The organism is Paraburkholderia sp. CNPSo 3076 (assembly GCF_026343935.1).
In the GTDB taxonomy this organism is placed as follows: Bacteria; Pseudomonadota; Gammaproteobacteria; order Burkholderiales; family Burkholderiaceae; genus Paraburkholderia; species Paraburkholderia nodosa.
This window is the reverse complement of record NZ_JAPMAL010000029.1, coordinates 82,567-107,016: the sequence shown is the minus strand read 5'-3', so window position 1 is coordinate 107,016 and position 24,450 is coordinate 82,567. Positions and strand designations below refer to the sequence as shown.

The window sequence follows — 24,450 nt, the reverse complement described above, 5'->3', positions numbered from 1 at the left end:
TCGCGATATGATGCGCGTCCGCCGGGCACAGGCGGTGCGCCAGGCGCATGGGGTGTTTACAATGCGGTAAGTCCGCCTTCGTTGCCGCGCGCCCGAAGCCCTTCGTCGCCTCAGCGCCAGCTACCTTCCTTTGAACTTGCACGGACGAAATTCCGTCAGACCGACCACCCGATCAATTGGAACATCTGACCATCGCACAGCGTAACGCCCACAACGCAAAGCTCGCGAGCTATGCGCGGCGCCCGCTCGCGTTCCTTTTCCGCTACATCAAGCGCCATCCGTTCGCCCACACCGTCGTGCTCGCCAGCGTGTTCGCGGCCGTCGGCTGCGCGCTTGCCTCGCAGTACGCCATCAAGCATCTGATCGACGTGCTCGGAACGGGACGGCATCATCCGGGCCCGCTGTGGACCGCGTTCGCCATCCTCGTCGGCCTGATCGCCGCCGACAACCTGCTCTGGCGGGTCGGCGGCTGGTTCGCGGCGCACACCTTCGTCACCGTGACGGGCGACCTGCGGCGCGACCTCTTCCAGTACCTGAGCGGACACTCGCCCACTTACTACGCCGAAAAGCAGCCCGGCACGCTCGCCAGCCGCATCACCGCGACGTCGAACGCCGTCTACACGGCCGAGAACACCACTGCCTGGAACGTGCTGCCGCCCTGTATCGCCGTGGCCGGCGCGATCGTCATGATCATTGTCGTGAATCCGCTGATGGCGGCCGGCCTGTTGCTCTGCTCGGCGATCCTTTCGGTGATCCTCTTCAAGCTGGCCGGGCGCGGCTCGTCGCGCCACCACACCTTCGCCTCGAAAGCGGCCGCGGTGGATGGCGAGCTCGTCGACGTAATCGGCAACATGGCGCTCGTGCGCGCCTTCGGCATGACGTTCCGCGAGCAAAAGCGCTTCGGCTCGACAGTCAAGGCCGAACTCGACGCGCGCCGCTCGAGCCTGCTCTACCTCGAAAAGCTGCGTCTGCTGCACGCCGTGATCACGGCCATGCTGTCCGCCGGCCTGCTCGGCTGGGCGCTGTGGCTCTGGGATCAGGGCAAGGCGACGTCGGGCGACATCGTGCTGGTCAGCTCGCTCGGCTTCACGATCCTGCACGGCACGCGCGACCTGGCCGTGGCGCTCGTGGACGTGACCCAGCACGTGGCACGCCTCGCCGAGGCCGTGCAGACGCTGCTGGAGCCGCACGGCATGCCCGACCGCGACGACGCCAAGGAGCTCGTGGCCCAGGGCGGCCGCGTCGATTTCGAGGGCGTGACCTTCGCGTATCCGCACCGCAAGTCGATCCTCGACCATTTCGACCTGCGCATCGAGGCCGGCCAGCGCGTGGGCCTGATCGGCAAATCGGGCGCGGGCAAGACCACGGTGCTCGCACTGCTGCAGCACTTCTACGACGCCCAGGGCGGCGCCATCAAGATCGACGGCCAGAACATCGCGCAGGTCACCCAGGACAGCCTGCGCCACGCCATCGCGCTCGTGCCGCAGGACATCTCGCTGCTGCACCGCTCGATCTACGAAAACATCGCCTATGGGCGCCCCGAGGCGAGCCGCGAGGAAGTGCTCGCCGCGGCCCGCGAAGCGCGCTGCGCCGAATTCATCGAGGCGATGCCCGAGGGCTACGACACGATCGTGGGCGACCGCGGCGTGAAGCTGTCGGGCGGCCAGCGCCAGCGCATCGCGATCGCGCGCGCCATTCTCAAGAATTCGCCGATCCTGCTGCTCGACGAAGCCACCTCGGCGCTCGACAGCGCGTCCGAAGAGGCCATCCAGCAGGCGCTCGACCGGCTGATGGTGGGCCGCACGGTGATCGCGATCGCGCACCGCCTCTCCACGCTCAACAACTTCGACCGCATCATCGTGATGAGCGCAGGCAAGGTGATCGACGACGGCAGTCCGGAAGAGCTGCGCAACCGTCCGGGCCTCTACCGCGACCTCCTCGCCAAGCAGTACGGCAAGCAGTCGACGCTGCATCTGGGCAGCAAGAAGGCAGACGAAAAGCACGTGGCCTGACACCGGGCAGGCGGGCGTCTCGCCCGCTGGGCCTTGCCCCAGCGCCCAGGCGCAAAAAAACCGCTTCAGTGCATTGACTGAAGCGGTTTTTTATTTGCTCTCGCGTGGGTGCGCGAGGCGCGGGTGCTCAGCCCTGCGCCCGCTCGAGCGGCGGAACGCTCACCCCTTGCCGCACGCTGACCCGGCCGAGATCGCGCATGAAGCGGTCGCGCCAGACCGAGACATTGTTCTCGCGCAACTGGGCCATCATGTCCTGATAGCGCGCGAGGCGCTCGGCAAGCGGCATGGCAAGCGCGGTACCCAGCGCATCGGCCATGCCGTCGATATCGAGCGGATTGACGATCAGCGCGCCCGACAGCTCCTGCGCCGCGCCGGCGAAACGCGAGAGCACGAGCACGCCCGGATCCTCGGGATCCTGCGCCGACACGTATTCCTTGGCGACGAGGTTCATGCCGTCGCGCAGCGGCGTGACGTAGCCGACGTTCGACGCCCGGAACAGCGCGGCCAGCACCGCCCGTTCGTATTGGCGGTGGATGTACCAGATCGGCGTCCAGTCGAGTTCCGCGTAACGGCCGTTGATGCGCCCCGACTCCGCCTCGAGGCGCAGCCGGATGTCCTGATACGCGTGCAGGTCGGCGCGCGTGGGCGGCGCGATCTGCACGAACGAGACCTTGTTGCGCTGTGCGGGCACGTGGTCGAGCAGGCGTTCGAAGGCGCGAAAGCGCTCTACTAGCCCCTTCGAGTAGTCGAGCCGGTCCACGCTCATGATGACCTTGCGCCCATGCAGCGTGGACTTGAGCGTGCGCACCGGCTTGCCGCGCTCGCCGGCCTTGGCGAGTTCCGCGATCTCATCGGGATAGACGCCGATCGGGTAATCGCCCGCGCAGAGCGTCTGCCCGAACGCTTCGATGCGCGTGAGGCCGTCCGGCTGCATCGCCGTCGTGCCTCCCGCCTCGTTCACGATGTAGTCGCAGAAGGCGCGCAGATCGGGCTTGGTCTGGAAGCCGAGCAGGTCGAACGCACACAGCGCCTGAACCAGCTCGCGATGCGGCGGCACCGCCAGCAGCACCTGCGAGGCCGGAAACGGAATGTGCAGGAAGAAGCCGATCCGGTTCTTCACGCCGCCCGAGCGCAGCGCCTGGGCGAACGGAATGAGGTGATAGTCGTGGACCCAGATCACGTCGTCTTCGCGCAGCAGCGGCACGAGCTGCTGCGCGAGCCACGCGTTCACGCGACTATAGCCCTCGTACTCGTGGCGGTCGTACTGGACGAGATCGGCGCGGTAGTGGAACGCGGGCCAGAGCGTCGCGTTCGAGAAACCGCGGTAGTACTGGTCATAGTCGCGCCGCAACAGGCCAATGGTGGCGAAGGTCACGGGCCCGCGCTCTTCGAGCGCGATCTGCGGCTGGCCGGAGGTGAGCACGTCCCCGCTCCAGCCGAACCACATGCCGCCGGTTTCCTTGAGCGCGTCGTACACGCCCACCGCGAGGCCGCCCGCGGCCGGACCGCCTTCGGAAATCGGCGCGACGCGGTTCGACACGATGATCAATCGGCTCATGAGGGGCGGGGTCCGTGCAGGAAATCAGGAAAGCGTGGCGCTTGCGAGGCGAGGCCTCGGCTCGGGCAAGTCAGGCGATCTACGTGGGCAATGAAGCGAGGCATGCGCGCGGTCACCGGGCGCCCGGCATGGCCGCAACGAGCGATGCGAGCCAGCCGATCAGCGCGTCGACCGAGTCGACGCGCGTCTGCGCGATGGAGTCGCCGCCGCCGACCTTGATCGACAGCCCGCCCAGCGCGTTGACGACGGCGAAGCCCTTCTCGTCGGTCAGGTCGTCACCGGCGAACACCGGGCGGCGGCCCGCGAACGGCGGCTCGTCGAGGAACGCGCGCAGCGCACGGCCCTTGTCGACGTCCTTCGGCTTGATTTCGTAGACCATCTTGCCGGGCTGCAGCACGTAGGCGTCGGCGTAATCGGCGGCGAGGCGCTCGGTCGAGGCGCGCGCGGTGCCCTCGTGCTCCGGGGCGTTGCGGTAGTGCAGCGCGAGCGACGCGCCCTTGATCTCGAGCAGCATGCCCGCATGCGTGCGCACCACCTCCGCGAGCACCTGCTCCATGTGCAGCAAGCGCTCATCGTTGAAGCCGACACGCTGCGTGTCGCCGTTGGCGTCGCGCCGCTCGGCGCCGTGCAGGCCCGCCACGGGCAGATCGGGCATGCCGAGAAAACCGTCGATGCTCTCGATGCCGCGCCCGGAGACGATCGCCACCGCGCCGTGCGTCGCGCGGCGCAACTCGCGCAGCAGCGCGAGCATGTCCGGACGGACGAGCACGCCATCGGGCGTGGGCGCGAGATCGACGAGGGTGCCGTCGAAATCGAAGAAAAATGCCGTCTGTTCAGGCGGCAGAACTGCCGGAAGTGCTTGCATTGCGTTCTTTTCACCCATCGGCCTGCTGGCCGGGTATGGCCCCGGGCTGCGCCCAGGGAAAGTGTGCGAATCTTACCGCGCCTTGGATCGATTATCGAGAAAGTAAGGGGCTGACCGCCTGTGCAGGCATCCCGGACTCGAAGATGCGGCATATCGACGCGAGCGATCCGCAGAACCGGGGCGCTCGCGACCGCGCGGAACCAATTTTGCTACAGTCGCAGCGACAAGCCGAGCCCGGTGGTCTGAGCGAGCGCGGCCAACGTAATCCAATCGAGTCGACGAGATTGCCTTTGTTCCCCACCTTCGAGTCCACGCTGCGCACGTTCCGCGCCCTCCTGTGCGGCGGCCTCCACGGCGGCACGCGCAACCTGCGGCACTCGGCGGTGGCGGCTGGCGCAGTGCTGCTCGTGGCGTGCTCGCACCCGGGCGAGCCGTGGCAGCTCACGGACGTGAGTGGCCATCTGCCCGACCTCGACTTCGCGCTCACGGCCGACAACGGCCAGGGCGTGACGAGCGCCAGTTTTCGCGGACGCACGACGCTCGTCTACTTCGGCTACACGCATTGCCCGGACGTCTGTCCGGAAACCATGGCGCGCCTGATGCAGGTTATAGCGAAGCTCGGCCCCGATGCCGGCAAAGTGCGGATACTCTTCATCAGCGTCGATCCGGCGCGCGACACGCCGCAGGCCCTGCACGCCTACGTCGGCGCGTTCGACGCCCAGCATGCGCGCGGCCTGACCGGCACCGACGCCCAGATCGAGTCGCTCGCGCGGCGCTACCGCGTGGCCTACCAGATGGAAAAGCGCGACCCCGACGGCAGCTACGAAGTCACGCACAGTTCGGCAGTGTATGTGTTCGACGCGCAAGGTCATGCGCGCCTGCTCGCCACCGATCACGACTCTCCGGACGCGATCGCGCATGACCTGCGCCGCGTCATAAACGACACGGCGTGAACGCATGCCGCCTCGCCGGTCCAATCATCGGGTTTTGACGCAACAGCAATCGCAACAGGAAACGTTATGACGAAGAATCTCAAGTCACTCACCGTCTCGCTCGGCTGCGCGCTGAGCACCTTCGGTGCGCTCGCCGCCTTCGCGCCCGCCGCACACGCCGCCGCCGGCACGCTGAGCGCACAGGACGCATGGGTACGCTGGCTGCCCAACGACCTCCCGGCTGCGGGCTACGTGACGCTCAAGAACGATGGCGACCAGCCGGTCGACCTCGTGGGTGTATCGAGCGACGCCTACGGCATGGTCATGCTGCATCAGACGGTCTCGAATGGCTCGACGCAGAAGATGATCATGGTGCACAAGGCGACGGTGCCAGCGCACGGCACGCTCGCCATCGCACCGGGCGGCTATCACCTGATGCTGGAGAAGGCGAAGCACAAGGTCGCGCCGGGCGACACGGTGAACGTGAAGCTGCAGTTCTCGGACGGGGAAACACTCGACACGCCGTTCGCGGTCAAGCCGCCCGCGGGGCAGTGAGTCCGCAGCAATACCACCGCGCGCATACACGACTGGTTGCGCGCGCAAGCATGTTGAATCCGCGATGAAGCCGCCGCCATGCTCGCGATGACCCTGCTCTACTGGCTCCAACCCTGGGAGCCCTCACCGACCGTGATGATCAGCACGCTGCTCGCGGCGGTGCTGTTCGTGCGCGGCAAGCGGCACGCGCGGGTCTCGCTCGCACGCCAGATCTCGTTCTGGTTCGGGCTTGGCGTGCTCTACGTCGTGCTGCATACGCGGCTCGACTACTACTTCGAGCACGAGTTCTTCATGCATCGCGTGCAGCACCTGGTGCTGCACCATCTGGGGCCGTTCTTCATCGCGCTCGCCTACCCGGGCGCGGCGCTGCGCGCGGGCATTCCGTTCAGATGGCGGCAGCGCTTCGTGCGCCCCGCGCTCGCCGCACGGCCCGTGCGCGGGGCGCTCGACATCGTCATGCATCCCGTCGTCGCGGTCGGGCTCTTCGTCGGGCTCATCTACTTCTGGCTCTTTTCGCCGATCCATTTCATCGCGATGCTCGACTGGCGTCTCTACCGCGTCATGAACTGGAGCATGGTGATCGACGGGCTGTTGTTCTGGTGGCTCGTGCTCGATTCGCGCCCCGCGCCGCCCGCGCGCCTCTCGCCGGGCAAGCGTGTGCTCGTCGTGATCGCGGCGATTCCGCCGCAGATCGTGCTCGGCGCGTTCATCTTCTTCACGCCGCACGAGCTTTACCCGGTCTACTCGATCTGCGGCCGCGCGTTCACCTGGCTCTCGCCCATGCGCGACCAGCAGATCGGCGGGCTGCTGCTGTGGATTCCGGGGTCGATGATGAGCGTGGTCGGCGCGCTGGTCGCGCTGCGCCACTGGATGCGGCTATCCGCGCGTGGACGCTTGCAGCGGGACCGGCGGCCCGGCATGCGTCCGGCGGACGGCGAGCGTCAGGAGGAAGGGCGCACCCTACGCACGTAAAGCACTTGAGTGCCGGCGTAAGGTGCGATCGACGTCGAATCAGGCCGAGCGCATCCACACGTGCGCAATGCCGTCCTCGTCGTGAATCTCGCCAACGGGTGAGAAGCCGAACGCACCGTAGAACTTCTGCAGGTGCGCCTGGGCATGCAGACGCATCGCGACGTCCGGCCATTGACGCTCGATCTGCGCGATGGCGCGTTCGAGCAGCGCGTTGCCGAGCTTGATGCCGCGGTGGTTTTGCGACGTCACCACGCGGCCGATGCGCACGTCGGCGTCCTGCGCGTCAGGCAGCAGCACGCGCAGATAGCCCGCAAGCTCGCGCACGCCGCCCTGCTCGCTCCATGCGAACAGATGCCACGCGCCGAAGTCGAGACCGTCGATATCGCCATACACGCAGTTCTGCTCGACGACGAACGCGTCGGAGCGCAGTTTGAGCATGGCGTAGACTTCGCGCGCGTCGAGCGCATCAAAGGCTTTCCATTGCCAGTCGAATTGGGGCAGCGGCAAGGCGGTGGACTGCACGGTCATGGTTGGTGATTTCCATCAAAGCATCGTCAATGACCACGATTATGCCGCGCGCCGCGCGCGTCACAAACCCGCCACAGCGCAGCGCTCACTTGCGCCGGCGCGGTTGCTCGTATTTGCGCCAGTACTGGAATGGCTCCTCGTGCAGATCGATGTCGAGATCGACGATGCGCGCCTGCATGCTCTCCTGCGCGTCGGCAACGGCCTTGTTGTAGACCGCCGGCGCGATCTCTTCGAGAAAGAAGCCCAGCAGCGCGCCCGCCGCGACGTTGCCGATCGGCTCTTCCATGTTGGCGTCGAAATAGCGCTGAATGGAGGCGATCGCTTCGGTGCGCGCGTCTTCAGGGAGTTCGATGGACATGACGGGAAACCGGAGAGGAAGGGTTCCGGCTATTTTGCGCTACGTACGTTAGCGCATCGCTAAAAGCGCAGGAAAACGGGCGCAAAAAACAAAAGCCACCCGAAGGTGGCTTTTGTTTTGCATCTGGAGGCGCGAGCCGGAGTCGAACCGGCCTACACGGCTTTGCAGGCCGCTGCATAACCGCTTTGCTATCGCGCCAGAAGCGGACTGACCGGAATGAGGCAAACAGAAGGCAGACTGCATGCGCCCACAACGACCGGACAGATTTGTTTGAGGCTTGATACGCTGATCAAAGCCTGCCAAACAAAAAGGGAAGCGCTGCTTCCCCTTGGCATTTGGAGCGGGAGACGAGTCTCGAACTCGCGACCTCAACCTTGGCAAGGTTGCGCTCTACCAACTGAGCTACTCCCGCAAATGTCCTGCTTTACTGCGACTTTTGCTGCTTCGGCGCCGCGTTTTTTCCTACCGCAAAAAAAACGCGTCACCCTAAATTCTGGAGCGGGAGACGAGGCTCGAACTCGCGACCTCAACCTTGGCAAGGTTGCGCTCTACCAACTGAGCTACTCCCGCATATTTGCTTCAGACTTTGCTTAACCACCGCTTATCTTCGGCTATCTCCACCGCATTTGCTTGCTTGCTACTGTGTCGTGCAGCGGAGAAGTGAGATTATGTATAACCCGCAGAATCGTGTCAACCCCTTCGCATGATCTTTTTGGAAAAAGACACGAGGGATTCACAGCGTAGAGGTTACAAACTCCCCCGTTCGCGGATCTGGGGCCACGCGAGCTTCATGTAGTAGAGCATCGACCAGATCGTGAGGAACGCTGCCACGTAGATGAGCCACGCCCCCCACACGCGGGAGTCGAACAGCGTCACGCCGCCGAGCGTGAGCGGCGCGTAAAACAGCAGCATGGGAATCGCAACCATCTGGCACGCGGTCTTGAACTTGCCGAGCGAATTCACGGCCACGCTCTTCGACGCGCCGATCTGCGCCATCCACTCGCGCAGCGCCGAGATGGCGATCTCGCGTCCGACGATCACGAGCGCGATCACGGCGTCGAGCCGCTGCAGATGCACGAGCACGAGCAGCGCCGCGGTCACCATGAGCTTGTCCGCGACGGGGTCGAGAAAGGCGCCGAACGAGGAGGTCTGATTCCACTTGCGCGCGAGAAAACCGTCGAACCAGTCGGTGAGCGCCGCCAGCACGAAGAGCAGCATCGCCAGCACGTTCTGCTGCATCGGGGAAAGCATCGTCTGCGGCAGATAAAACACGCCAACCACGAGCGGAATCGCCAGGATCCGCAGCCAGGTCAGGAGAATCGGAATATTGAACGGCATCGGCTGGCGCTATCTGTCGGGGGAGATGCAATTATGGGAGATGCAATTGTGCCGCGTCGCCGCACGTGCCACAAGCAACCGTAAGGAATGGCCAAGCCGGACCTGGCCAACGACGCCGCCGCATCAGTGAAGCTGCTGGTAGATCTGCTCGGCGAGCGAGCGCGAGATGCCCTCCACGCTCGCCAGATCCTCCACGCTCGCCGCCATCACGCCGCGCAGGCCGCCAAAGCGCGCGAGCAGGCGCTGGCGACGCTTCGCCCCCACGCCCTCCAGTTCTTCGAGACGCGAAGTCTGGCGCGTTTTGCCGCGCTTCGCGCGCATGCCCGTGATGGCAAAGCGGTGCGCCTCGTCGCGGATCTGCGCGACGAGCATGAGCGCCGCGCTCTCCTTGCCGAGTTCGAGCGGCGCGCGGCCATCGGCGAATACGAGCGTTTCGAGGCCGACCTTGCGGCCCTCGCCCTTTGCCACGCCCACCAGCATCGCCGGATCGAGACCCAATTCGGTGAACACCTGGCGCGCGATCTCGACCTGCCCCTTGCCGCCGTCGATCAGCACGATGTTGGGCAGCGTGCCGCCGGGCGGCGGGGCTTCGACTGCCTCGGTGGCCTCGGTGGCCTCCACGGCTTGCGCCGCTGCATCCGGGTCGGCGGGATCAGGCACCGGCACGGGCGGTGGAGGCGCCTCGTCGGCTTCGGCGCGCGCCGCTTGCGCGACCATCTTCTCGTAGCGCCGCGTGAGCACCTGGCGCATGGCGGCGTAGTCATCGCCGGGCGTGATGCCGGTGATGTTGTAGCGCCGGTATTCGGCCGACTGCATCTTGTGGTGGTGATACACCACGCATGAGGCCTGGGTCGCCTCGCCCATCGTGTGACTGATGTCGAAGCACTCGATGCGCAGATGCCCGAGATCGTCCAGTTCGAGCCCGAGCAGTTGCGCGAGCGTGCGCGTGCGGGCCTGCTGCGAGCCCTGCTCGGAAAGCAGTCGCGCGAGCGCGAGCCGCGCGTTCTGTTCGGCCATGGCAAGCCATGCACGCTTCTGGCCTTGCGGCTGACGCAGCACCGTGACCTTGTGCCCCGCCTGCTCGCTCAGCACGTCCACGAGTTCGCGGTTCGCGGGCGGATGGCTCACGACCAGCACAGGCGGCACGCGATTGCCGAAGTAATGCTGCGCGATGAAGGCGTCGAGCACTTCGGATTCGATGCCGATCTCGCGCGTCCTGCGCGCATCCGCCTGCGCCTCGAGCGCGGGCGTGGCAGGTTCGGCATCGCTTGCCACGTCGTCATCATCGGCAAGCTCGGCCGCGATGGCGAGCGGATCCGCTTCAAGCGCTGCGTCGTCTTGTGCGTCGTCCGCTTGTGCTTCCTCGACGTAGTCCTCCACCGTCTTGCGCGCGAGCGTTGGCAGCGACTTCAGCGCGCTCGCCGCGACCACGGTCTCGCTGTCGATTTCCTCCGCGACGCCGCCCTCCTCGTCGGTCAGCGCGCGCTCCACGTGCGCGGGGAAATAGGCCTTGTCGCCCAGATGCCGGCCGCCGCGCACCATCGCGAGATTCACGCAAACGCGGCCGCCCAGCGCCACCACGGCAAGAATATCGACGTCGCTCTCGCTGCCCGTTTCGATGGCCTGCTGGTGCAGCACGGTCGAAAGCGAACTCATCTGGTTGCGCACGGACGCCGCCTGCTCGAACTTAAGCTCCGAGGCGAACGCGTGCATCTTCGTCTCCAGCTCCTTCATCACCTCGTTCTGGCGGCCCAGCAAAAAGCGCGATGCGTTGTTCACGTCGCGCGCGTAGTCCTCTTCGCTGACGGCACCCACGCAAGGCGCCGTGCAGCGCCCGATCTGATGCAGCAGGCAAGGCCGCGTGCGATTGTTGAACACCGAGTCCTCGCAGGTGCGCAACTGGAATACGCGCTGCAGGATCTGGATGCTCTCGCGCACCGCCGAGGCGCTCGGAAACGGCCCGAAGTACTGGTTGCTGCGATCCACCGCGCCGCGGTAGTACGCCATGCGCGGGAACTTGTGCCCGGTGATCTTGAGAAACGGATACGACTTGTCGTCGCGAAAAAGGATGTTGTAGCGCGGCGTGAGCGCCTTGATGAGGTTGTTCTCGAGCAGCAGCGCCTCGGCCTCGGAACGCGTGACCGTGGTTTCGATGCGCGCGATACGCGTGATCATCATCGCGATGCGCGGCGAAAGCTGCGTCTTGGTGAAGTAGCTCGACACGCGCTTTTTCAGGTCGCGCGCCTTGCCGACGTAGAGGACCGCGCCTTGCGCGTCGTAGTAGCGATACACGCCCGGCAGATGCGGCAACTGCGCGAGCGCCTTTTTCGGGTCGAAAACGTCGGTGTCGGTCATCCAGTTTCGGGGACGGGCGGTGCGTCGAGAGAGAGGTGAGACCTGGCCCAGCGCCGCCGTCGCGACGCGTTCATGGCTGTGTCCTAGAATCGCAAGTTTAGATCATTCCATGCTGCGCGGAACCTGCGCCGAACTTGCCGGCCGGGCGTTCTGCGCCCGCTTGCGGCATGGCGGTCTTGATTCTCAGCGTCGCACGCTACCCATGACAGAAGCCCCCACACCCACCGCCGCCAGCGCCAGCACCATCGCCTGCGACCTCTTTTGCGCCGTCGTCGACAATTTCGGCGACATCGGCGTGTGCTGGCGGCTCGCGCGCCAGCTCGCGCACGAGCACGGCTGGCAGGTGCGCCTGTTCGTCGACGACCTGCACGCGTTCCAGAAGCTCTGCCCCGCGCTCGACCCGGACCGCGCCACGCAAGCGGTCGAAGGCGTACTCGTCGAGCACTGGCACGAGCCCGAGCACGCGGGTGACACGCTGCAGATCGCCGATGTCGTGATCGAGGCGTTCGCGTGCGAGCTGCCGGGCGTCTACGTCGCGGCGATGGCCGAGCGCGCGCGCAAGCCCGTCTGGCTCAATCTCGAATACTTGAGCGCCGAAGACTGGGTGGCCGACTTTCATCTGCGGCCCTCGCCGCACCCGCGCTACGCGCTTGCCAAGCACTTTTTCTTTCCCGGCCTCGGCCCCGGCACGGGGGGCGTACTCAAGGAGCGCACGCTCGATGCCGGGCGCGCGGACTTCGAGCGCTCGCCCGACAAGCGCGCCGCATGGTGGCAGCGCGCCACGGGCGGCCCGCCGCCCGGCCCGGAAGCGACCGTGATCTCGCTTTTCGCCTATGAGAACCCCGCCGTCGACCCGCTGCTCGAGCAATGGCGCGACGGCGCGAAACCGGTGGTCCTGCTCGTGCCGGAGGGCCGCATCTCTGGCGCGCTCGCGCGCTTTTTCGGCGAGCCGGCGTTCGGCGCAGGCTCGCAGGCCACGCGCGGCGCGCTGCGCGCGCACGCATTGGCTTTCACCGAGCAGCGCAGTTACGACCCTCTGCTCTGGGCGAGCGACCTCAACTTCGTGCGCGGCGAGGACTCGTTCGTGCGCGCGCAATGGGCCGCGCGACCGTTCGTGTGGCACATCTATCCGCAAGCCGACGATGCCCATCTGCCGAAGCTCGACGCCGCGCTCGCGCACTACGGCCGCACGCTGCCGAAGGCGCCGCGTGCCGCACTCGAACGCTTCTGGCATGCGTGGAATGGCCGCGGCACGCTGGACTGGGCCGATTTTGCACAGCATTTGCCCCTCTACGCGGCGCGCGCGAACGCCTGGGCCGTCGAACTCGGGCAGGTTGGCGATCTCGCCGGAAATCTCGCCGAATTCGCAAAAAGTCAGTTAAAATAAGCGGTTATCCGACGGCAGCCGTCTCAAGCGCTTCGAGTTTCGCGCCCTCATCGTGCATGCATGAAAGGGGGTCGCAGCAACTACCCAGCAGCATCAACCGAATCCGCTTGCGACGTTTGCCGTCGAGCACACTCCAAGCTACTCAATCTGGACAGGACAGTTTTTTACTATGAAGACCGCACAGGAACTCCGCGTCGGCAACGTCGTGATGATCGGTAACGACGCAATGGTCGTGCAGAAGGCCGAATACAACAAATCGGGCCGCAATTCCGCCGTCGTGAAGATGAAGTTCAAGAACCTGCTGACCGGCGCGGGCATGGAAACCGTGTACAAGGCGGACGACAAGTTCGACGTCGTCGTGCTGGATCGCAAGGAAGTGACGTACTCGTACTTCGCCGACCCGATGTACGTGTTCATGGACGCCGACTACAACCAGTTCGAAGTCGAAGGCGAGATGATGGGCGACGCCCTGAACTACCTCGAAGACGGCATGGGCTGCGAAGTCGTGTTCTACAACGAGAAGGCCATCTCGGTCGAACTGCCGACCGTGCTGGTGCGCGAGATCATCTACACGGAACCGGCCGTCAAGGGCGACACGTCGTCGGGCAAGGTCCTGAAGACCGCCAAGCTGAACACCGGCTTCGAGCTGCAAGTGCCGCTCTTCTGCAACATCGGCGACAAGATCGAAATCGACACGCGTACGAACGAGTACCGCAGCCGCGCCTAAAGCCTAAAGGCACCTCAGGCCAATACGGCGTCCGCCCGCTGCTCTGGCGGCAAAAGGCGGACACCGCTATGAAAGCGCCCACTCGGGGCGCTTTTTCTTTTTTTGCCGAACGTGTATGTTTGAGAGTGCTACGGAAAACCTTACCGGTTATGCGCAACGAATTGCATGCTTGCCGTCTTCAGCGGGCAAGCGGCGAGCAAGCGCGGCGCGCACCGGTCAAAGTGACACTCGCGGCACGGTTTCTGCTGTGAGGTGATAGGGCATGCGTTCCATACTCTTTCCCCTTATCAGGAGAAACACAATGAATAACGACATTGCCGAAGGCAAGTGGAAGCAGTTGATCGGCAAGGCCAAAGCGGCATGGGGCGAGTTGACGGACGACGAACTCGCAAAAGCCGAAGGCCGTGCGGATCGGCTCGCCGGGCTTATCCAGGAACGTTACGGCAAGACGCGTGACGAGGCAGAACTGGAAGTGCGCCGCTGGTTCGACGCGCACCGCCCGCGCGACTGACGCACCGTCCACGGCATGGCCGGTACGGTCGTCGCCCACTCGCAGGTAAGCAGGGGGTTGCACGCATGCCAAAGCGCCTGGCGCTTCGGGCATGCACTGCTGCCCGGCCGCCTCGCTGCCGGGCAACGCCGTCGCGCCCCCGCTCTGGCGCAGCACAACTGGGAGGACCGGAACTGAACACCCTGCTACGAGACATCTCCGTGATCTCGGTGAAATCTTTCGCATCGTGCCGCGCTTCTGCGCGCCGCGCGGCTGCCTGGTGGGGCGCGTGCGCGTCCCCGCGCGCGCAGCGCCGGCGCGACTGCGCTCATCCGTAAGCCGCTACCGCCATGCCACACGCCCTGATTGTCGAAGACGATCCCAATAGCCTGTCAGGACTCTCTGCGATCCTGTCGGCCGACGGGTTCTCCGTCGACACCGCTGCCACCCTCGCCGAGGCGCGCGCCGCACTTGCGCGCTTTATCCCCGACGTCGTACTCGTCGATCTGAACCTGCCCGATGGCGGCGGCCTCGAGTTGCTGCCGCATTTGCCCGCGCAGCCGCCAGGCGGCGCGCTGCCCGTGATCGTGATGACCGGCAACGCCACGGTCGAAAGCGCAATCGAAGGCCTGCGCCACGGCATCTGGGACTATCTGCTCAAGCCCGTCAACATTCCGCGCCTGCGCAGCCTGCTCGCGCGCATTCCGCGTCCCTACGAACTGACCGAGGAAGTCCGCGCGCTGCGCGCCACACTGCGCCAGATGGGCCACTTCGGGCCGATGCTCGGGCGCAGCAGCGCGATCCAGCATGTCTACGACACGCTCGAACAGCTCGCGCCCACCGAAGCGGCGCTGCTCGTGCACGGCGAAGCCGGCACGGGCAAGGAAGTCGCCGCGCGCACGCTGCATCAGCTGAGCCGCCGCCGCAAGGGGCCCTTCATCGTGTGTGATGCGCGCTCGCTCGTAGCCGAGACGGCCGCAGGCCGGCCGCTTGCTAGCGTGCTGTTCGGCCACGAGCGCGGCGCGTTCACGGGCGCGGAGCAGCGCGAGCCGGGTCTCGTCGATCAGGCGAGCGGCGGCACGCTCTTCATCGACGAGCTGACCGACCTGCCGCGCGAGCAGCAGGAAACGCTGCTGCGCGCGCTCGATTCGCAGACTTTCATGCGTGTGGGCGGCAACAGCGAGGTGGGCACCGATTTCCGCCTGATCGCGGCAACCCGTGCGAACCCGCGCGAAGCCGTCCAGCAGGGCGCGCTGCACGACGATCTGTGGCTGCGGCTCGATGCTGCGGCGATCCCGCTGCCGCCGCTGCGAGAGCGTGACGACGACGCCGCCCTGCTCGCGCTCGCGTGCATCGACGAGCTCAATCAGGAAGCCCAGGCGCACGGATTGGCCGGCGCGACGCGGCTCGTCGCGCCCTCGTTCGTCCGCGAGTGCCTTGCGTATGACTGGCCCGGCAATGTACGCGAACTGCACGAACGCGTGAGGCGCGCGTGGCACGCCTCGGGCGAGGTGCTGGAAACGTTGCAGGCCGAGGAAAGCAGCGGCGCGGGCCCGCGCGAGATGAACGGCGGCCGCGTGCAGGTCACCGTGGGCACGCCGCTCGCCGACGTGGAGGAAATGCTGATCCGCGCGACGCTCGACGCCGTGGGCGGCACGCGGCACCGCGCCGCGTCACTGCTCGGCATCAGCCCCAAGACGCTCTACAACAAGCTCCAGCGCATGCGGCTGAACTGAATCGGCAGAACGCCCGCACGCTGTAAAAAGGCTGCCCTTCGTTTCCGAAGGACAGCCTTTTTTCATTGCGCCGACGCGGTAATCAGGGCATCAAGGCAGCACGCTGCGCAGCAATGCCTGCGCCTCGACGTACCCCGGGTCCGCCACCATCCTGTCCCAGCGCTGCGCCTTGCCGCGCGCGCGCATGCGCTTGATGCGCAGGCCCGAAGCCTTGGCGGCGCGGCGCGGCTCGATGGTGCGCAACGCGTCGAGCACCTTTTCGGCCTCGTGCGGCTGGTTGCAGATCAGCACCATGTCGCAGCCCGCTTCGAGCGCGGCGCGCGCGCCCTCGGTGAGCGTACCGCCCTGGCGCGCGGCCTCCATCGAGAGGTCGTCGCTGAAGATCGCGCCCGTGAAGCGCAGCCGCTTGCGCAGAATCTCCTCGACCCAGATGCGCGAGAAGCCCGCGGGCTTCGAATCGACCTTCGGATAAATCACGTGCCCCGGCATCACCGCCGTGAGAGAGAGGCCGAGCCAGTCGTAAGGCTGCGCGTCTTCGCCGAGGATCGCTTCGAGCGGACGCTCGTCGACAGGCACCGCGACGTGCGAGTCCGCCGTCGCGAAGCCGTGACCCGGGAAATGCTTGCCGCAATTGGCCATGCCCGCAAGCGAAAGCCCGTGATTGAGACTCTTGGCGAGCAGCGTGACGACGCGCGGATCGCGATGGAACGCGCGATCGCCGACCACCTTCGACTGGCCATAGCCGAGATCGAGGACCGGCGTGAAGGAAAGATCGATGCCGCACGCGCGCAGTTCGCTCGCGAGGATGTAGCCGACTGCCGTCGCGAGCTTGGTGGCGAGCAGCACGTCCTTGTCCCACAACGCGCCGAGGCGCCCCATGGCCGGCAGTACGGTGAAGCCGTCGGTGCGAAAGCGCTGCACGCGGCCGCCTTCATGGTCGACGGCGATCAGCAGGTCCTCGCGCACCGAGCGAATGGCGTCGGTCAGCGCGACGAGCTGCGCACGGTTCTCGTAATGGCGCGCGAACAGGATCACGCCGCCGGTCATCGGGTGCGCGAGGCGGCGCACGTCGTCGTCGTTCAGCGTGGTGCCGACCACGTCGAGCATTACTGGCCCGGGATTGTTCTTCATCGATGAGTTTTGCGTAGATGCCGCGCAACGCACGGCGATAGATATCAGCCGTTGACTTCCGCAACCACGAACGACACCGCGTAGTCATGTTCGTCAGTGATGCTCACGCGCGCCGTGATACCGCGTTCGTCGAGCCACTGAGCGAGTTCGCCCGAAGCGACGATCACCGGACGGCCGCCCGGCTCGTTGAGGGTCTGCATGGCGCGCCAGGTCATCGGCATGCGCATGCCGAGGCCGATCGCTTTCGAGAACGCCTCTTTCGCGGAGAACCTCGTGCACAGATACGCCAGGCCCCGCGCCGCCGAGCGCGCCTTGCGCGCCTCGTAGACCGCGAGTTCGTCCGGGCCGAGCACGCGCGGCGCGAAGCGCCCGTTGGTGCGCTCCATGACGGCCGCCACGCGGCTCACCTGGATGATGTCGGTGCCGATCCCGTAGATCGCCATGAGACTCCCGTCGATGTCTGTCGAATGCGCGCGGCGCGAAGGCGCGGGGGTTGCCATCAGCCGCGTGTGCCGAGGCGCGCCGCAACCATGATCGCCTTCATTTCGCGCACCGCGTTCTCCCAGCCCGCGAAGATTGCGTGCGCAACGATCGCGTGGCCGATGTTCAGCTCGACGATGCCGTCGATGGCCGCGATCTGCTGCACGTTCGTGTAATGCAAACCGTGACCGGCGTTCACCTTCAGTCCGAGGCTGTTGCCGCAGCTCACGCCAGTGGCCACGCGCTCGTATTCGCGCTCCTGCTCGCCGGCATCGTGCGCCTCGGCGTAGCGGCCCGTATGCAACTCGATCACGGGCGCGCCCGTTTCGTGCGCCGCGCGGATCTGCGTTTCGTCCGGGTCGATGAAAAGCGAGACGCGGCAGCCCGCATCGGCAAGCTGGCGGCAGGCGGCGGCAACGGCGTCGAAGTGGCCCGCGACGTCGAGGCCGCCTTCGGTCGTCAGCTCCGCGCGCTTTTCAGGCACGAGACAAACGTCGTGCGGTTTGATCTCGCACGCGATGTCGAGCATCTCGGCCGTCACCGCGCATTCGAGGTTCATGCGCGTTCGCAGTTGCGGACGCAGCGCGCGCACGTCGGCGTCGACGATATGGCGGCGATCCTCGCGCAGATGCAGCGTAATCGCGTCGGCGCCCGCCTCTTCGGCGAGGAGCGCCGCGCGGATCGGATCGGGATAAGCGGTGCCGCGCGCGTTGCGCAGCGTGGCGACGTGGTCGATGTTCACACCGAGGTCGATCACGTTGGGCGAAGTGAGAAAGAAGCTCATAGGTTCTGCAAGTCGATCAGAATCTGGCGCGTCGCGAGCGGCGTGCCGCCAAGGTACGTGTTCAGCAGGAAGCGCATGAGCGCCTTGCTCTGCGCAACCGTCTGGGGTCGATGGTAGTCGTCCTCTTCCATGTCGAGCAACGTCTGACCCGAAAGCCGGGGCCATTGAGAAGGCCATTCGTCCGATGCTTCGCGCACGCCGCGTTCCGGATCGAACACGTAGCGAGCTTCGGCCACGACGGCCTTGCGGTTGACGGTGCGGTTGAGCGCGAGCGCGTAGCCCGCCTCGCGCAGCAGCACGCGCTCGAACGAGCGCAGCACCTGTACGGGCGGCTCGTCGTGCGCGAGGCGCGTGAGCGTCACGACGTAGTGCCGAAAGAGTTCGGGGTGCGGATCTTCGCGCGCGATGAACTTCACCAGCAGCTCGTTCACGTAGAAGCCGCACAGAAGCGCGTCGCCGGTCAGCGGCAACATGCCGCCGACCCACTCGGCGCCGGTGAGCGTGCGCACCTCGCCTTTGCCGGTCCACGAAAGCGCGAGCGGCTGGAAGGTTTGCAGCACGCCGCGCAACGCCGAATGCGGACGCTTCGCACCCTTCGCGACGAGCGCCACGCGGCCGTGATCGCGCGAGAGCACATCGATGATGAGGCTCGTCTCGCGGTACGGATAGCTGTGCAGCACGAAAGCCGGCTGCTCGGCGATGCGGTAATCGGGGGTCGTGCTGCGCGAAGCGCGCGGCAATTGCGAGCGCGCGGTGGTCTTGCGGCCGTTGCGTGATTCGGTGCGCCCTTCGAGCGTGGCGTCCGCGCCTTCGGTCATCGCGTTGCGCGTGGCGGCGCCTTTCGTCACCTTCGTGCTTCGCGTGCTCGTCGTGCTTTGGGTGCCTTTCGCAGGCGAGCGCCGCGCGCCGCGGGAATCGGGCGCTTCGCCCGGTGCGAATGCCTCGTCGGCCTGCGCGTCTTCGTGCGCGGGCCAGTCGTCGTGCAGGGTTCCGGCTGCGCCGTCACTCATACGCGGTGCCCGTCGTGCTTACTCGTAACCGTAGGCGCGCAGCCCGGCTTCGTTGTCGGCCCAGCCGCTCTTCACCTTCACAAAGGTTTCGAGGTACACGGGGCCGTCGAACAGCTTCTCCATGTCGAGTCGCGCGTCGGTGCTGATCTGCTTGAGCTTCGCGCCCTTCTGGCCGATCACCATCGCCTTCTGCGTGTCGCGCTCGACGAGAATCGTCGCGAAGACGCGGCGCAGCCGCCCTTCCTGCTCGAACTTGTCGATCAGCACCGTGCTCGTGTACGGGAGTTCGTCGCCGGTCCAGCGGAACACTTTCTCGCGCAGGATTTCGGCAGCGAGAAATCGCTCGCTGCGATCGGTGAGGTCGTCCTCGCCGTAGATCGGCTCGCCTTCGGGCAGATACGGCTTGAGCGTCGCAAGCAGGCGCTTGATGTCGTCCGGGTTATTTGCCGAAAGCGGCACGATCTCGCGGAACTCGCGCAGACCCTGCACCTGCTGGATGAACGGATACAGCGTGGCCTTGTCGTTCACGCGGTCGATCTTGTTGGCGATCAGGATCGTGGGCGCAATCGGGGGAATCAGGTCGAGCACTTTCTGGTCGTCGGGACCGAACTTGCCGGCCTCGATCACGAATAGCACGGCATCGACCGAGCTGAGCGTGGAGGTCACCGCGCGGTTCAGCGAGCGGTTGAGCGCCGTGCTGTGGCGCGTCTGGAAACCGGGCGTGTCGACGAAGATGTACTGCGCGTCGTCGATCGTGTTGATGCCGGTGATGCGATGGCGCGTGGTCTGCGCCTTGCGCGACGTGATGCTGATCTTCTGGCCGACCAGCGCGTTCATCAGCGTCGATTTGCCAACGTTCGGACGGCCGACGATCGCGACCATGCCGCAACGGAAACCGGCAGGAGTGGGGGTAGGAGCGTTCATGATCGGACCGGAATAGAAAAACGGGAGGCGCGCTAGCTGCGCGCCTCAGTGGAATCAGTGGCCGGCATCGGCCGCGCGCACGGGAATGGCCGTCGTGGCTTCGGCATGCGCCTCGGCATCGGCGCTGGTGCCGCCGGCCGTTGCGGTTTGCGCGCGCTCGACGGTGCGCAACGCCGATTCGGCTTTCACCGCGGCCGAACGGTGGCCGATGGCGCCGGCGCTCGGTACGACGTCGAAACCCGTGGCCTTGTCGGCGGGCTTGTCGCTGGCCTTCTCTGCACCGCGTTCGGCCTTCTCCGCGGGCTTTTCAGCCGGTTTGTCCTTCTCCGCAGGGCGCTCCTGGACGTGCGCCGCGCGAATGACCGCGAGCGGCGCGCCTTCGGCCGCCGCGGTGTGCGCCGGACGCTCGGTACGCGCCGAGACACGCTCGCGGCGCTCCGGCGAGCGTAGATCGAGCGCGCCCTGCACGCCGGTCACGCCGGGGACGACCTCGGGTTCCGGTTTGGGAGCACGCGCGCCCTTCGAGCGGCGCGGCTTCGCAACCAGCGCGGGCGCCGCGGCCATGACCTCGTCGAGTGCCTTCTTCGCCGCGGCCTGCTCCGCCGCGCGACGGCTTGCGCCCGAGCCCGACACCTTCACGTCGAGCTTCGGCACCGTGCATTCGACTTCGAACTGCTGATTGTGCGCCGCACCATGCGTCGCGACGACCGTGTAAGTGGGCAGCGCGATCTTGTGACCCTGCAGGTACTCCTGCAGCAGCGTCTTGGAATCCTTGCCGAGCGTGCGCGGATCGATGTGATCGAGGATCGGCACGTAGAGGCGTTTGATGACCGTCTGGGCGGCGTCGAAGCCGCCGTCGAGGAAGATCGCCCCGAAGATCGCCTCCAGCGCGTCGGCGAGGATCGACGGGCGGCGGAAGCCGCCGCTGCGCAACTCGCCTTCGCCGAGGCGCAGGCCGTCGGCAATATTGAGGGCCTGAGCGATTTCGTAAAGCGACTGCTGCTTGACGAGGTTCGCGCGCACGCGCGAGAGGTCGCCTTCGTCCAGCTTGCCAAAACGTTGGAACAATAGGGCAGCCACCGCGCAATTCAGAACCGAATCCCCGAGGAATTCAAGGCGTTCGTTATGCGTGGCACTGTGACTGCGGTGGGTTAAAGCCTGACGCAGCAATTCCGCATTGCGAAATTCGTAGCGCAAACGGCTTTCCAACGGAGATTGGGGCATGGGGAGAGTATAACGCGCCCGCCGCCCCCGGCGAAAACAGGGGCGGCGGGCGAAAAACCGTGACGAAGCGACGTTACCGGGGATTCTTCAAGTAGCGCGCGAAGATGCAATGCGCGTGATACGAGCGAGACTCGTGTTCGCGCCTACGCTTTTTGTTGCTGCTTCGATGACTGCTTCGCGCGCGTGCTGGACGTGCATTGCACGTCCAGCAAACACGAATTACTCGAACGAACCGATGCGACGCAGGTTGCTGAAGTTCATCCAGATGAAGAACGCGCGGCCCACGATGTTCGCGTCGGGCACGAAGCCCCAGTAGCGGCTGTCCGCGCTGTTGTCGCGGTTGTCGCCCATCATGAAGTAATGGCCCGCCGGCACCTTGCAGATCACGCCGCGCGCGTTGTACTGGCAGTTGTCGCGATACGGATAATCCTCTGCGCCCACGATGAACGGCGGCACCGCTGGGTTGTTGAGGATATTGTTCTTGCGGCCGTTGCCGAGGTCTTCGGTGAACTGCTTCGCATAGCCAATGCGCTCTTCGTCGAAGAAGTCGCTCTGCGGTACTTCCGGCACCGGCTTGCCGTTGATCGTGAGCTGCTTGTCCTGATAGGCGACCACGTCGCCCGGCAGGCCGATCACGCGCTTGATGTAGTCGACCGACTCATCCTTCGGATAGCGGAACACGACCACGTCGCCGCGCTGGAGCGGCCGGCCCTGGGTGAGCTTCGTGTTCGTGATCGGCAGGCGGATGCCGTAGTCGAACTTGTTCACGAGGATGAAATCGCCCACGAGCAGCGTGGGCACCATCGAACCCGACGGAATCTTGAACGGCTCGACGACGAACGAGCGTACGAGGAACACGATCAGGATGACGGGAAAGAAGCTCGCCGTGTACTCGAGCCACCACGGCTGGCGCAGCTTGTCGTTGCGCAGGTTCTGACGCGTGACAGGCGCGTTCTCATCGGCGAAGCGCTCGCCCACACGCTCCTGCTGACGGTCGAACTCTGCGACCGCCGCATCGGCGGCGAGGCGCCGGCGCGGCATGAACACCAGTTTGTCTGCAACCCACGCAACGCCCGTCAAGATGACGAGCACAAAGAGTATCAGCGCAAAATTCATGTAGAGATCCGTTGTCCGGCTTATTTGCGTTACTTATTTATCTTCGACACGAAGGATGGCGAGGAAGGCCTCTTGCGGAATCTCGACCGAGCCGACCTGCTTCATTCGCTTCTTGCCTTCCTTCTGCTTTTCGAGCAGCTTCTTCTTACGCGTGATGTCGCCGCCGTAGCACTTGGCCAGCACGTTCTTGCGCAGCGCCTTGATGTTCTCGCGCGCGATGATGTGCGCGCCGATCGCGGCCTGAATGGCCACGTCGTACATCTGGCGCGGAATGATCTCGCGCATCTTCGCCGCGACTTCGCGGCCGCGGTACTGCGACTGCGAACGGTGGACGATGATGGACAGCGCATCGACCTTGTCGCCGTTGATCAGCATGTCGACCTTCACGACGTCCGAGCTGCGGTATTCCTTGAACTCGTAGTCCATCGACGCATAACCGCGCGACACCGACTTCAGACGGTCGAAGAAGTCGAGCACGATTTCCGCCATCGGAATTTCGTACGTGAGCTGCACCTGGCGCCCGTGGTACTGCATGTTGATCTGGTTGCCGCGCTTGTTCGTACAGAGCGTGATGACCGAACCCACGTACTCTTGCGGCATGTACAGGTTCACGGTCACGATCGGCTCGCGGACCTCGCCGATCTTCGAGGGCTCTGGCATCTTCGCCGGGTTCTCGACCTTGATCGTGCTGCCGTCCGCCTGCACGACCTCGTACACCACGGTCGGCGCCGTGGTGATGAGGTCCATGTCGAACTCGCGTTCGAGACGCTCCTGCACGATTTCCATGTGCAGGAGGCCGAGGAAGCCGCAGCGGAAACCAAAGCCCAGCGCCTGCGAAACTTCCGGCTCGTATTGCAGCGAGGCGTCGTTGAGCTTGAGCTTTTCGAGCGATTCGCGCAGCGCATCGTACTGGTTCGCCTCGACCGGATAGAGGCCGGCGAACACCTGCGGCTTCACTTCCTTGAAGCCCGGCAGCGGCTCGGCGGCCGGCCTGGTCGCGTGCGTGACGGTGTCGCCCACCTTGGTCGCGGCGAGTTCCTTGATGCCTGCGATGATGAAGCCCACCTGCCCCGCCGAAAGCTCGTCGAGGTTGCGCGACTTGGGCGAAAACACGCCGACGTGCTCGACCGGATACTGCGCGCCGGTGGCCATCAGCTTGATCTTGTCCTTTGGCCGCAGCGTACCGTTGACGATACGCACGAGCATCACCACGCCCACGTAGTTGTCGAACCACGAGTCGATGATGAGCGCCTGCAGCGGCGCTTCCGGAGCGCCTTTGGGCGGCGGCACCTTGGCGATGAGCGCTTCGAGCACGTCTTCCACGCCGAGGCCGGTCTTCGCGCTGCAGCGCGTGGCGTCGGTGGCGTCGATGCCGATCACGTCCTCGATTTCTTCGATGGCGTTTTCGGGGTTGGCGGCGGGCAGATCGATCTTGTTGAGCACCGGCACGACTTCCACGCCGAGTTCGATCGCGGTGTAGCAGTTCGCCACCGTCTGTGCCTCGACGCCCTGGCTCGCGTCCACCACGAGCAGCGCGCCCTCGCACGCAGAGAGCGAGCGGCTCACCTCGTAGGAGAAGTCGACGTGCCCCGGCGTGTCGATCAGGTTCAGGTTGTAGACCTTGCCGTCACGCGCCTTGTACGTGAGCGCAGCGGTCTGCGCCTTGATGGTGATGCCGCGCTCGCGCTCGAGATCCATCGAGTCGAGCACCTGCGATTCCATTTCGCGGTCGGACAAGCCGCCGCACAGCTGGATGATGCGATCGGCGAGCGTCGACTTGCCATGGTCGATGTGCGCAATGATCGAGAAGTTACGAATATGATCCATTCAGTACCGATCAAGCGAAAAAGGCGCGCCCCAACGATTGCGTGGCACGCCTCGTAAACAGATGAAAAACCGGACTATTTTAGCCGAAAAGGGGTCCCACGGGCGAACCATCCGGTGATGTAACGGATGTGTCATGGCGCG

22 protein-coding genes and 3 tRNA genes are annotated in these 24,450 nt (G+C 65.5%); 8 read left to right on the top strand and 17 right to left on the bottom strand.

Annotated elements, in window-relative coordinates; genetic code table 11:
- Window positions 1-176 precede the first annotated feature (176 nt).
- Window positions 177-2,012 carry an ABC transporter ATP-binding protein gene (locus M3A49_RS30320; RefSeq protein ID WP_266232260.1) on the top strand — a complete coding sequence of 612 codons (1,836 nt, stop codon included), beginning with the start codon at window positions 177-179 and terminating at the stop codon, window positions 2,010-2,012.
- Between the two features lie 127 nt (window positions 2,013-2,139).
- Here M3A49_RS30320 and otsA read toward each other — a convergent pair whose 3' ends face one another.
- Together otsA and otsB are read right to left on the bottom strand one after the other, a co-directional pair.
- Window positions 2,140-3,570 carry an alpha,alpha-trehalose-phosphate synthase (UDP-forming) gene (gene otsA / locus M3A49_RS30315; protein ID WP_266232259.1) on the bottom strand — a complete coding sequence of 477 codons (1,431 nt, stop codon included), beginning with the start codon at window positions 3,568-3,570 and terminating at the stop codon, window positions 2,140-2,142.
- A 112-nt stretch (window positions 3,571-3,682) separates the two neighbouring features.
- Complete coding sequence (gene otsB, locus M3A49_RS30310; protein ID WP_028206661.1) at window positions 3,683-4,435, bottom strand: trehalose-phosphatase; 753 nt, start codon at window positions 4,433-4,435, stop codon at window positions 3,683-3,685.
- A gap of 368 nt (window positions 4,436-4,803) precedes the next feature.
- On the opposite strand from otsB, the gene M3A49_RS30305 reads away from it, so the two are divergent.
- From M3A49_RS30305 to M3A49_RS30295, 3 genes are all read left to right on the top strand, one after another.
- Entirely contained in the window at window positions 4,804-5,388 is a 585-nt protein-coding gene (locus M3A49_RS30305; protein WP_416339044.1) for an SCO family protein, read from the top strand.
- A 66-nt stretch (window positions 5,389-5,454) separates the two neighbouring features.
- Window positions 5,455-5,922: a copper chaperone PCu(A)C gene (locus tag M3A49_RS30300; protein ID WP_028206663.1), complete on the top strand. Its 468-nt coding sequence runs from the start codon at window positions 5,455-5,457 to the stop codon at window positions 5,920-5,922.
- An 87-nt stretch (window positions 5,923-6,009) separates the two neighbouring features.
- Window positions 6,010-6,894, top strand: coding sequence for a cytochrome c oxidase assembly protein (locus M3A49_RS30295; RefSeq protein ID WP_266232279.1), 885 nt, complete (start codon window positions 6,010-6,012; stop codon window positions 6,892-6,894).
- Between the two features lie 39 nt (window positions 6,895-6,933).
- Here the strand turns inward: M3A49_RS30295 and M3A49_RS30290 are convergent, their stop codons facing one another.
- The 7 genes from M3A49_RS30290 to uvrC all read right to left on the bottom strand — a co-directional run bounded on the left by M3A49_RS30290 (window position 6,934) and on the right by uvrC (window position 11,473).
- Window positions 6,934-7,422: a GNAT family N-acetyltransferase gene (locus tag M3A49_RS30290; protein ID WP_254354922.1), complete on the bottom strand. Its 489-nt coding sequence runs from the start codon at window positions 7,420-7,422 to the stop codon at window positions 6,934-6,936.
- 85 nt (window positions 7,423-7,507) lie between these two features.
- Window positions 7,508-7,780: a DUF2164 domain-containing protein gene (locus tag M3A49_RS30285; RefSeq protein WP_028206666.1), complete on the bottom strand. Its 273-nt coding sequence runs from the start codon at window positions 7,778-7,780 to the stop codon at window positions 7,508-7,510.
- 124 nt (window positions 7,781-7,904) lie between these two features.
- A tRNA-Cys gene (locus M3A49_RS30280) sits at window positions 7,905-7,978 on the bottom strand.
- A 138-nt stretch (window positions 7,979-8,116) separates the two neighbouring features.
- A tRNA-Gly gene (locus tag M3A49_RS30275) sits at window positions 8,117-8,192 on the bottom strand.
- Between the two features lie 82 nt (window positions 8,193-8,274).
- Window positions 8,275-8,350: transfer RNA gene (locus M3A49_RS30270), tRNA-Gly, on the bottom strand.
- A gap of 177 nt (window positions 8,351-8,527) precedes the next feature.
- The gene (gene pgsA, locus M3A49_RS30265; protein ID WP_042261239.1) at window positions 8,528-9,118 is read right to left on the bottom strand and encodes a CDP-diacylglycerol--glycerol-3-phosphate 3-phosphatidyltransferase; all 591 of its coding nucleotides are present in this window, start codon (window positions 9,116-9,118) and stop codon (window positions 8,528-8,530) included.
- Window positions 9,119-9,241: 123 nt separating this feature from the next.
- Window positions 9,242-11,473: an excinuclease ABC subunit UvrC gene (uvrC, locus tag M3A49_RS30260; RefSeq protein WP_266232258.1), complete on the bottom strand. Its 2,232-nt coding sequence runs from the start codon at window positions 11,471-11,473 to the stop codon at window positions 9,242-9,244.
- Window positions 11,474-11,675: 202 nt separating this feature from the next.
- Here uvrC and earP point away from each other — a divergent pair, with 202 nt between their 5' ends.
- From earP to M3A49_RS30240, 4 genes are all read left to right on the top strand, one after another.
- Window positions 11,676-12,860 carry an elongation factor P maturation arginine rhamnosyltransferase EarP gene (earP, locus tag M3A49_RS30255; RefSeq protein WP_266232257.1) on the top strand — a complete coding sequence of 395 codons (1,185 nt, stop codon included), beginning with the start codon at window positions 11,676-11,678 and terminating at the stop codon, window positions 12,858-12,860.
- Between the two features lie 169 nt (window positions 12,861-13,029).
- Window positions 13,030-13,587, top strand: a complete 558-nt coding sequence (gene efp, locus M3A49_RS30250; protein ID WP_028206670.1) for an elongation factor P — start codon at window positions 13,030-13,032, stop codon at window positions 13,585-13,587.
- A gap of 301 nt (window positions 13,588-13,888) precedes the next feature.
- On the top strand, window positions 13,889-14,098 hold the full coding sequence (locus tag M3A49_RS30245; RefSeq protein ID WP_028206671.1) for a CsbD family protein: 210 nt from the start codon (window positions 13,889-13,891) through the stop codon (window positions 14,096-14,098).
- A gap of 329 nt (window positions 14,099-14,427) precedes the next feature.
- Window positions 14,428-15,813: a sigma-54-dependent transcriptional regulator gene (locus M3A49_RS30240; protein ID WP_028206672.1), complete on the top strand. Its 1,386-nt coding sequence runs from the start codon at window positions 14,428-14,430 to the stop codon at window positions 15,811-15,813.
- A gap of 90 nt (window positions 15,814-15,903) precedes the next feature.
- Here the strand turns inward: M3A49_RS30240 and nagZ are convergent, their stop codons facing one another.
- The 8 genes from nagZ to lepA form a co-directional block, all read right to left on the bottom strand.
- Window positions 15,904-16,944, bottom strand: a complete 1,041-nt coding sequence (gene nagZ, locus M3A49_RS30235) for a beta-N-acetylhexosaminidase (RefSeq protein ID WP_254354926.1) — start codon at window positions 16,942-16,944, stop codon at window positions 15,904-15,906.
- 44 nt (window positions 16,945-16,988) lie between these two features.
- Window positions 16,989-17,387: a holo-ACP synthase gene (gene acpS / locus M3A49_RS30230; RefSeq protein WP_254354973.1), complete on the bottom strand. Its 399-nt coding sequence runs from the start codon at window positions 17,385-17,387 to the stop codon at window positions 16,989-16,991.
- Window positions 17,388-17,443: 56 nt separating this feature from the next.
- Window positions 17,444-18,208 carry a pyridoxine 5'-phosphate synthase gene (gene pdxJ, locus M3A49_RS30225; protein WP_266232255.1) on the bottom strand — a complete coding sequence of 255 codons (765 nt, stop codon included), beginning with the start codon at window positions 18,206-18,208 and terminating at the stop codon, window positions 17,444-17,446.
- A complete protein-coding gene (recO, locus tag M3A49_RS30220; protein WP_254354928.1) occupies window positions 18,205-19,218 on the bottom strand; it encodes a DNA repair protein RecO in 1,014 nt (337 codons plus the stop codon). The genes pdxJ and recO overlap by 4 nt, the downstream gene beginning before the upstream one ends.
- Window positions 19,219-19,236: 18 nt before the next feature.
- Window positions 19,237-20,142 carry a GTPase Era gene (gene era / locus M3A49_RS30215; RefSeq protein ID WP_266232254.1) on the bottom strand — a complete coding sequence of 302 codons (906 nt, stop codon included), beginning with the start codon at window positions 20,140-20,142 and terminating at the stop codon, window positions 19,237-19,239.
- A 54-nt stretch (window positions 20,143-20,196) separates the two neighbouring features.
- Window positions 20,197-21,366 (bottom strand): ribonuclease III, encoded by a 1,170-nt coding sequence (rnc, locus tag M3A49_RS30210; protein ID WP_266232253.1) that lies wholly within the window; start codon window positions 21,364-21,366, stop codon window positions 20,197-20,199.
- A 219-nt stretch (window positions 21,367-21,585) separates the two neighbouring features.
- On the bottom strand, window positions 21,586-22,482 hold the full coding sequence (gene lepB / locus M3A49_RS30205; protein ID WP_254354931.1) for a signal peptidase I: 897 nt from the start codon (window positions 22,480-22,482) through the stop codon (window positions 21,586-21,588).
- A gap of 33 nt (window positions 22,483-22,515) precedes the next feature.
- Window positions 22,516-24,309 carry a translation elongation factor 4 gene (lepA, locus tag M3A49_RS30200; protein WP_254354932.1) on the bottom strand — a complete coding sequence of 598 codons (1,794 nt, stop codon included), beginning with the start codon at window positions 24,307-24,309 and terminating at the stop codon, window positions 22,516-22,518.
- Window positions 24,310-24,450 lie beyond the last annotated feature (141 nt).

Bases quoted from the DNA above. Each gene is read 5' to 3' on its own strand.
- earP (WP_266232257.1), top strand. From the start codon at position 11,676: ATGACAGAAGCCCCCACACCCACCGCCGCCAGCGCCAGCACCATCGCC.
- recO (WP_254354928.1), bottom strand. From the start codon at position 19,218: ATGAGTGACGGCGCAGCCGGAACCCTGCACGACGACTGGCCCGCGCAC.
- M3A49_RS30285 (WP_028206666.1), bottom strand. From the start codon at position 7,780: ATGTCCATCGAACTCCCTGAAGACGCGCGCACCGAAGCGATCGCCTCC.
- lepA (WP_254354932.1), bottom strand. From the start codon at position 24,309: ATGGATCATATTCGTAACTTCTCGATCATTGCGCACATCGACCATGGC.
- otsB (WP_028206661.1), bottom strand. From the start codon at position 4,435: ATGCAAGCACTTCCGGCAGTTCTGCCGCCTGAACAGACGGCATTTTTC.
- pgsA (WP_042261239.1), bottom strand. From the start codon at position 9,118: ATGCCGTTCAATATTCCGATTCTCCTGACCTGGCTGCGGATCCTGGCG.
- acpS (WP_254354973.1), bottom strand. From the start codon at position 17,387: ATGGCGATCTACGGGATCGGCACCGACATCATCCAGGTGAGCCGCGTG.
- efp (WP_028206670.1), top strand. From the start codon at position 13,030: ATGAAGACCGCACAGGAACTCCGCGTCGGCAACGTCGTGATGATCGGT.
- M3A49_RS30295 (WP_266232279.1), top strand. From the start codon at position 6,010: ATGACCCTGCTCTACTGGCTCCAACCCTGGGAGCCCTCACCGACCGTG.
- uvrC (WP_266232258.1), bottom strand. From the start codon at position 11,473: ATGACCGACACCGACGTTTTCGACCCGAAAAAGGCGCTCGCGCAGTTG.
- pdxJ (WP_266232255.1), bottom strand. From the start codon at position 18,208: ATGAGCTTCTTTCTCACTTCGCCCAACGTGATCGACCTCGGTGTGAAC.
- M3A49_RS30290 (WP_254354922.1), bottom strand. From the start codon at position 7,422: ATGACCGTGCAGTCCACCGCCTTGCCGCTGCCCCAATTCGACTGGCAA.
- M3A49_RS30245 (WP_028206671.1), top strand. From the start codon at position 13,889: ATGAATAACGACATTGCCGAAGGCAAGTGGAAGCAGTTGATCGGCAAG.
- M3A49_RS30300 (WP_028206663.1), top strand. From the start codon at position 5,455: ATGACGAAGAATCTCAAGTCACTCACCGTCTCGCTCGGCTGCGCGCTG.
- nagZ (WP_254354926.1), bottom strand. From the start codon at position 16,944: ATGAAGAACAATCCCGGGCCAGTAATGCTCGACGTGGTCGGCACCACG.
- era (WP_266232254.1), bottom strand. From the start codon at position 20,142: ATGAACGCTCCTACCCCCACTCCTGCCGGTTTCCGTTGCGGCATGGTC.
- otsA (WP_266232259.1), bottom strand. From the start codon at position 3,570: ATGAGCCGATTGATCATCGTGTCGAACCGCGTCGCGCCGATTTCCGAA.
- lepB (WP_254354931.1), bottom strand. From the start codon at position 22,482: ATGAATTTTGCGCTGATACTCTTTGTGCTCGTCATCTTGACGGGCGTT.
- M3A49_RS30240 (WP_028206672.1), top strand. From the start codon at position 14,428: ATGCCACACGCCCTGATTGTCGAAGACGATCCCAATAGCCTGTCAGGA.
- rnc (WP_266232253.1), bottom strand. From the start codon at position 21,366: ATGCCCCAATCTCCGTTGGAAAGCCGTTTGCGCTACGAATTTCGCAAT.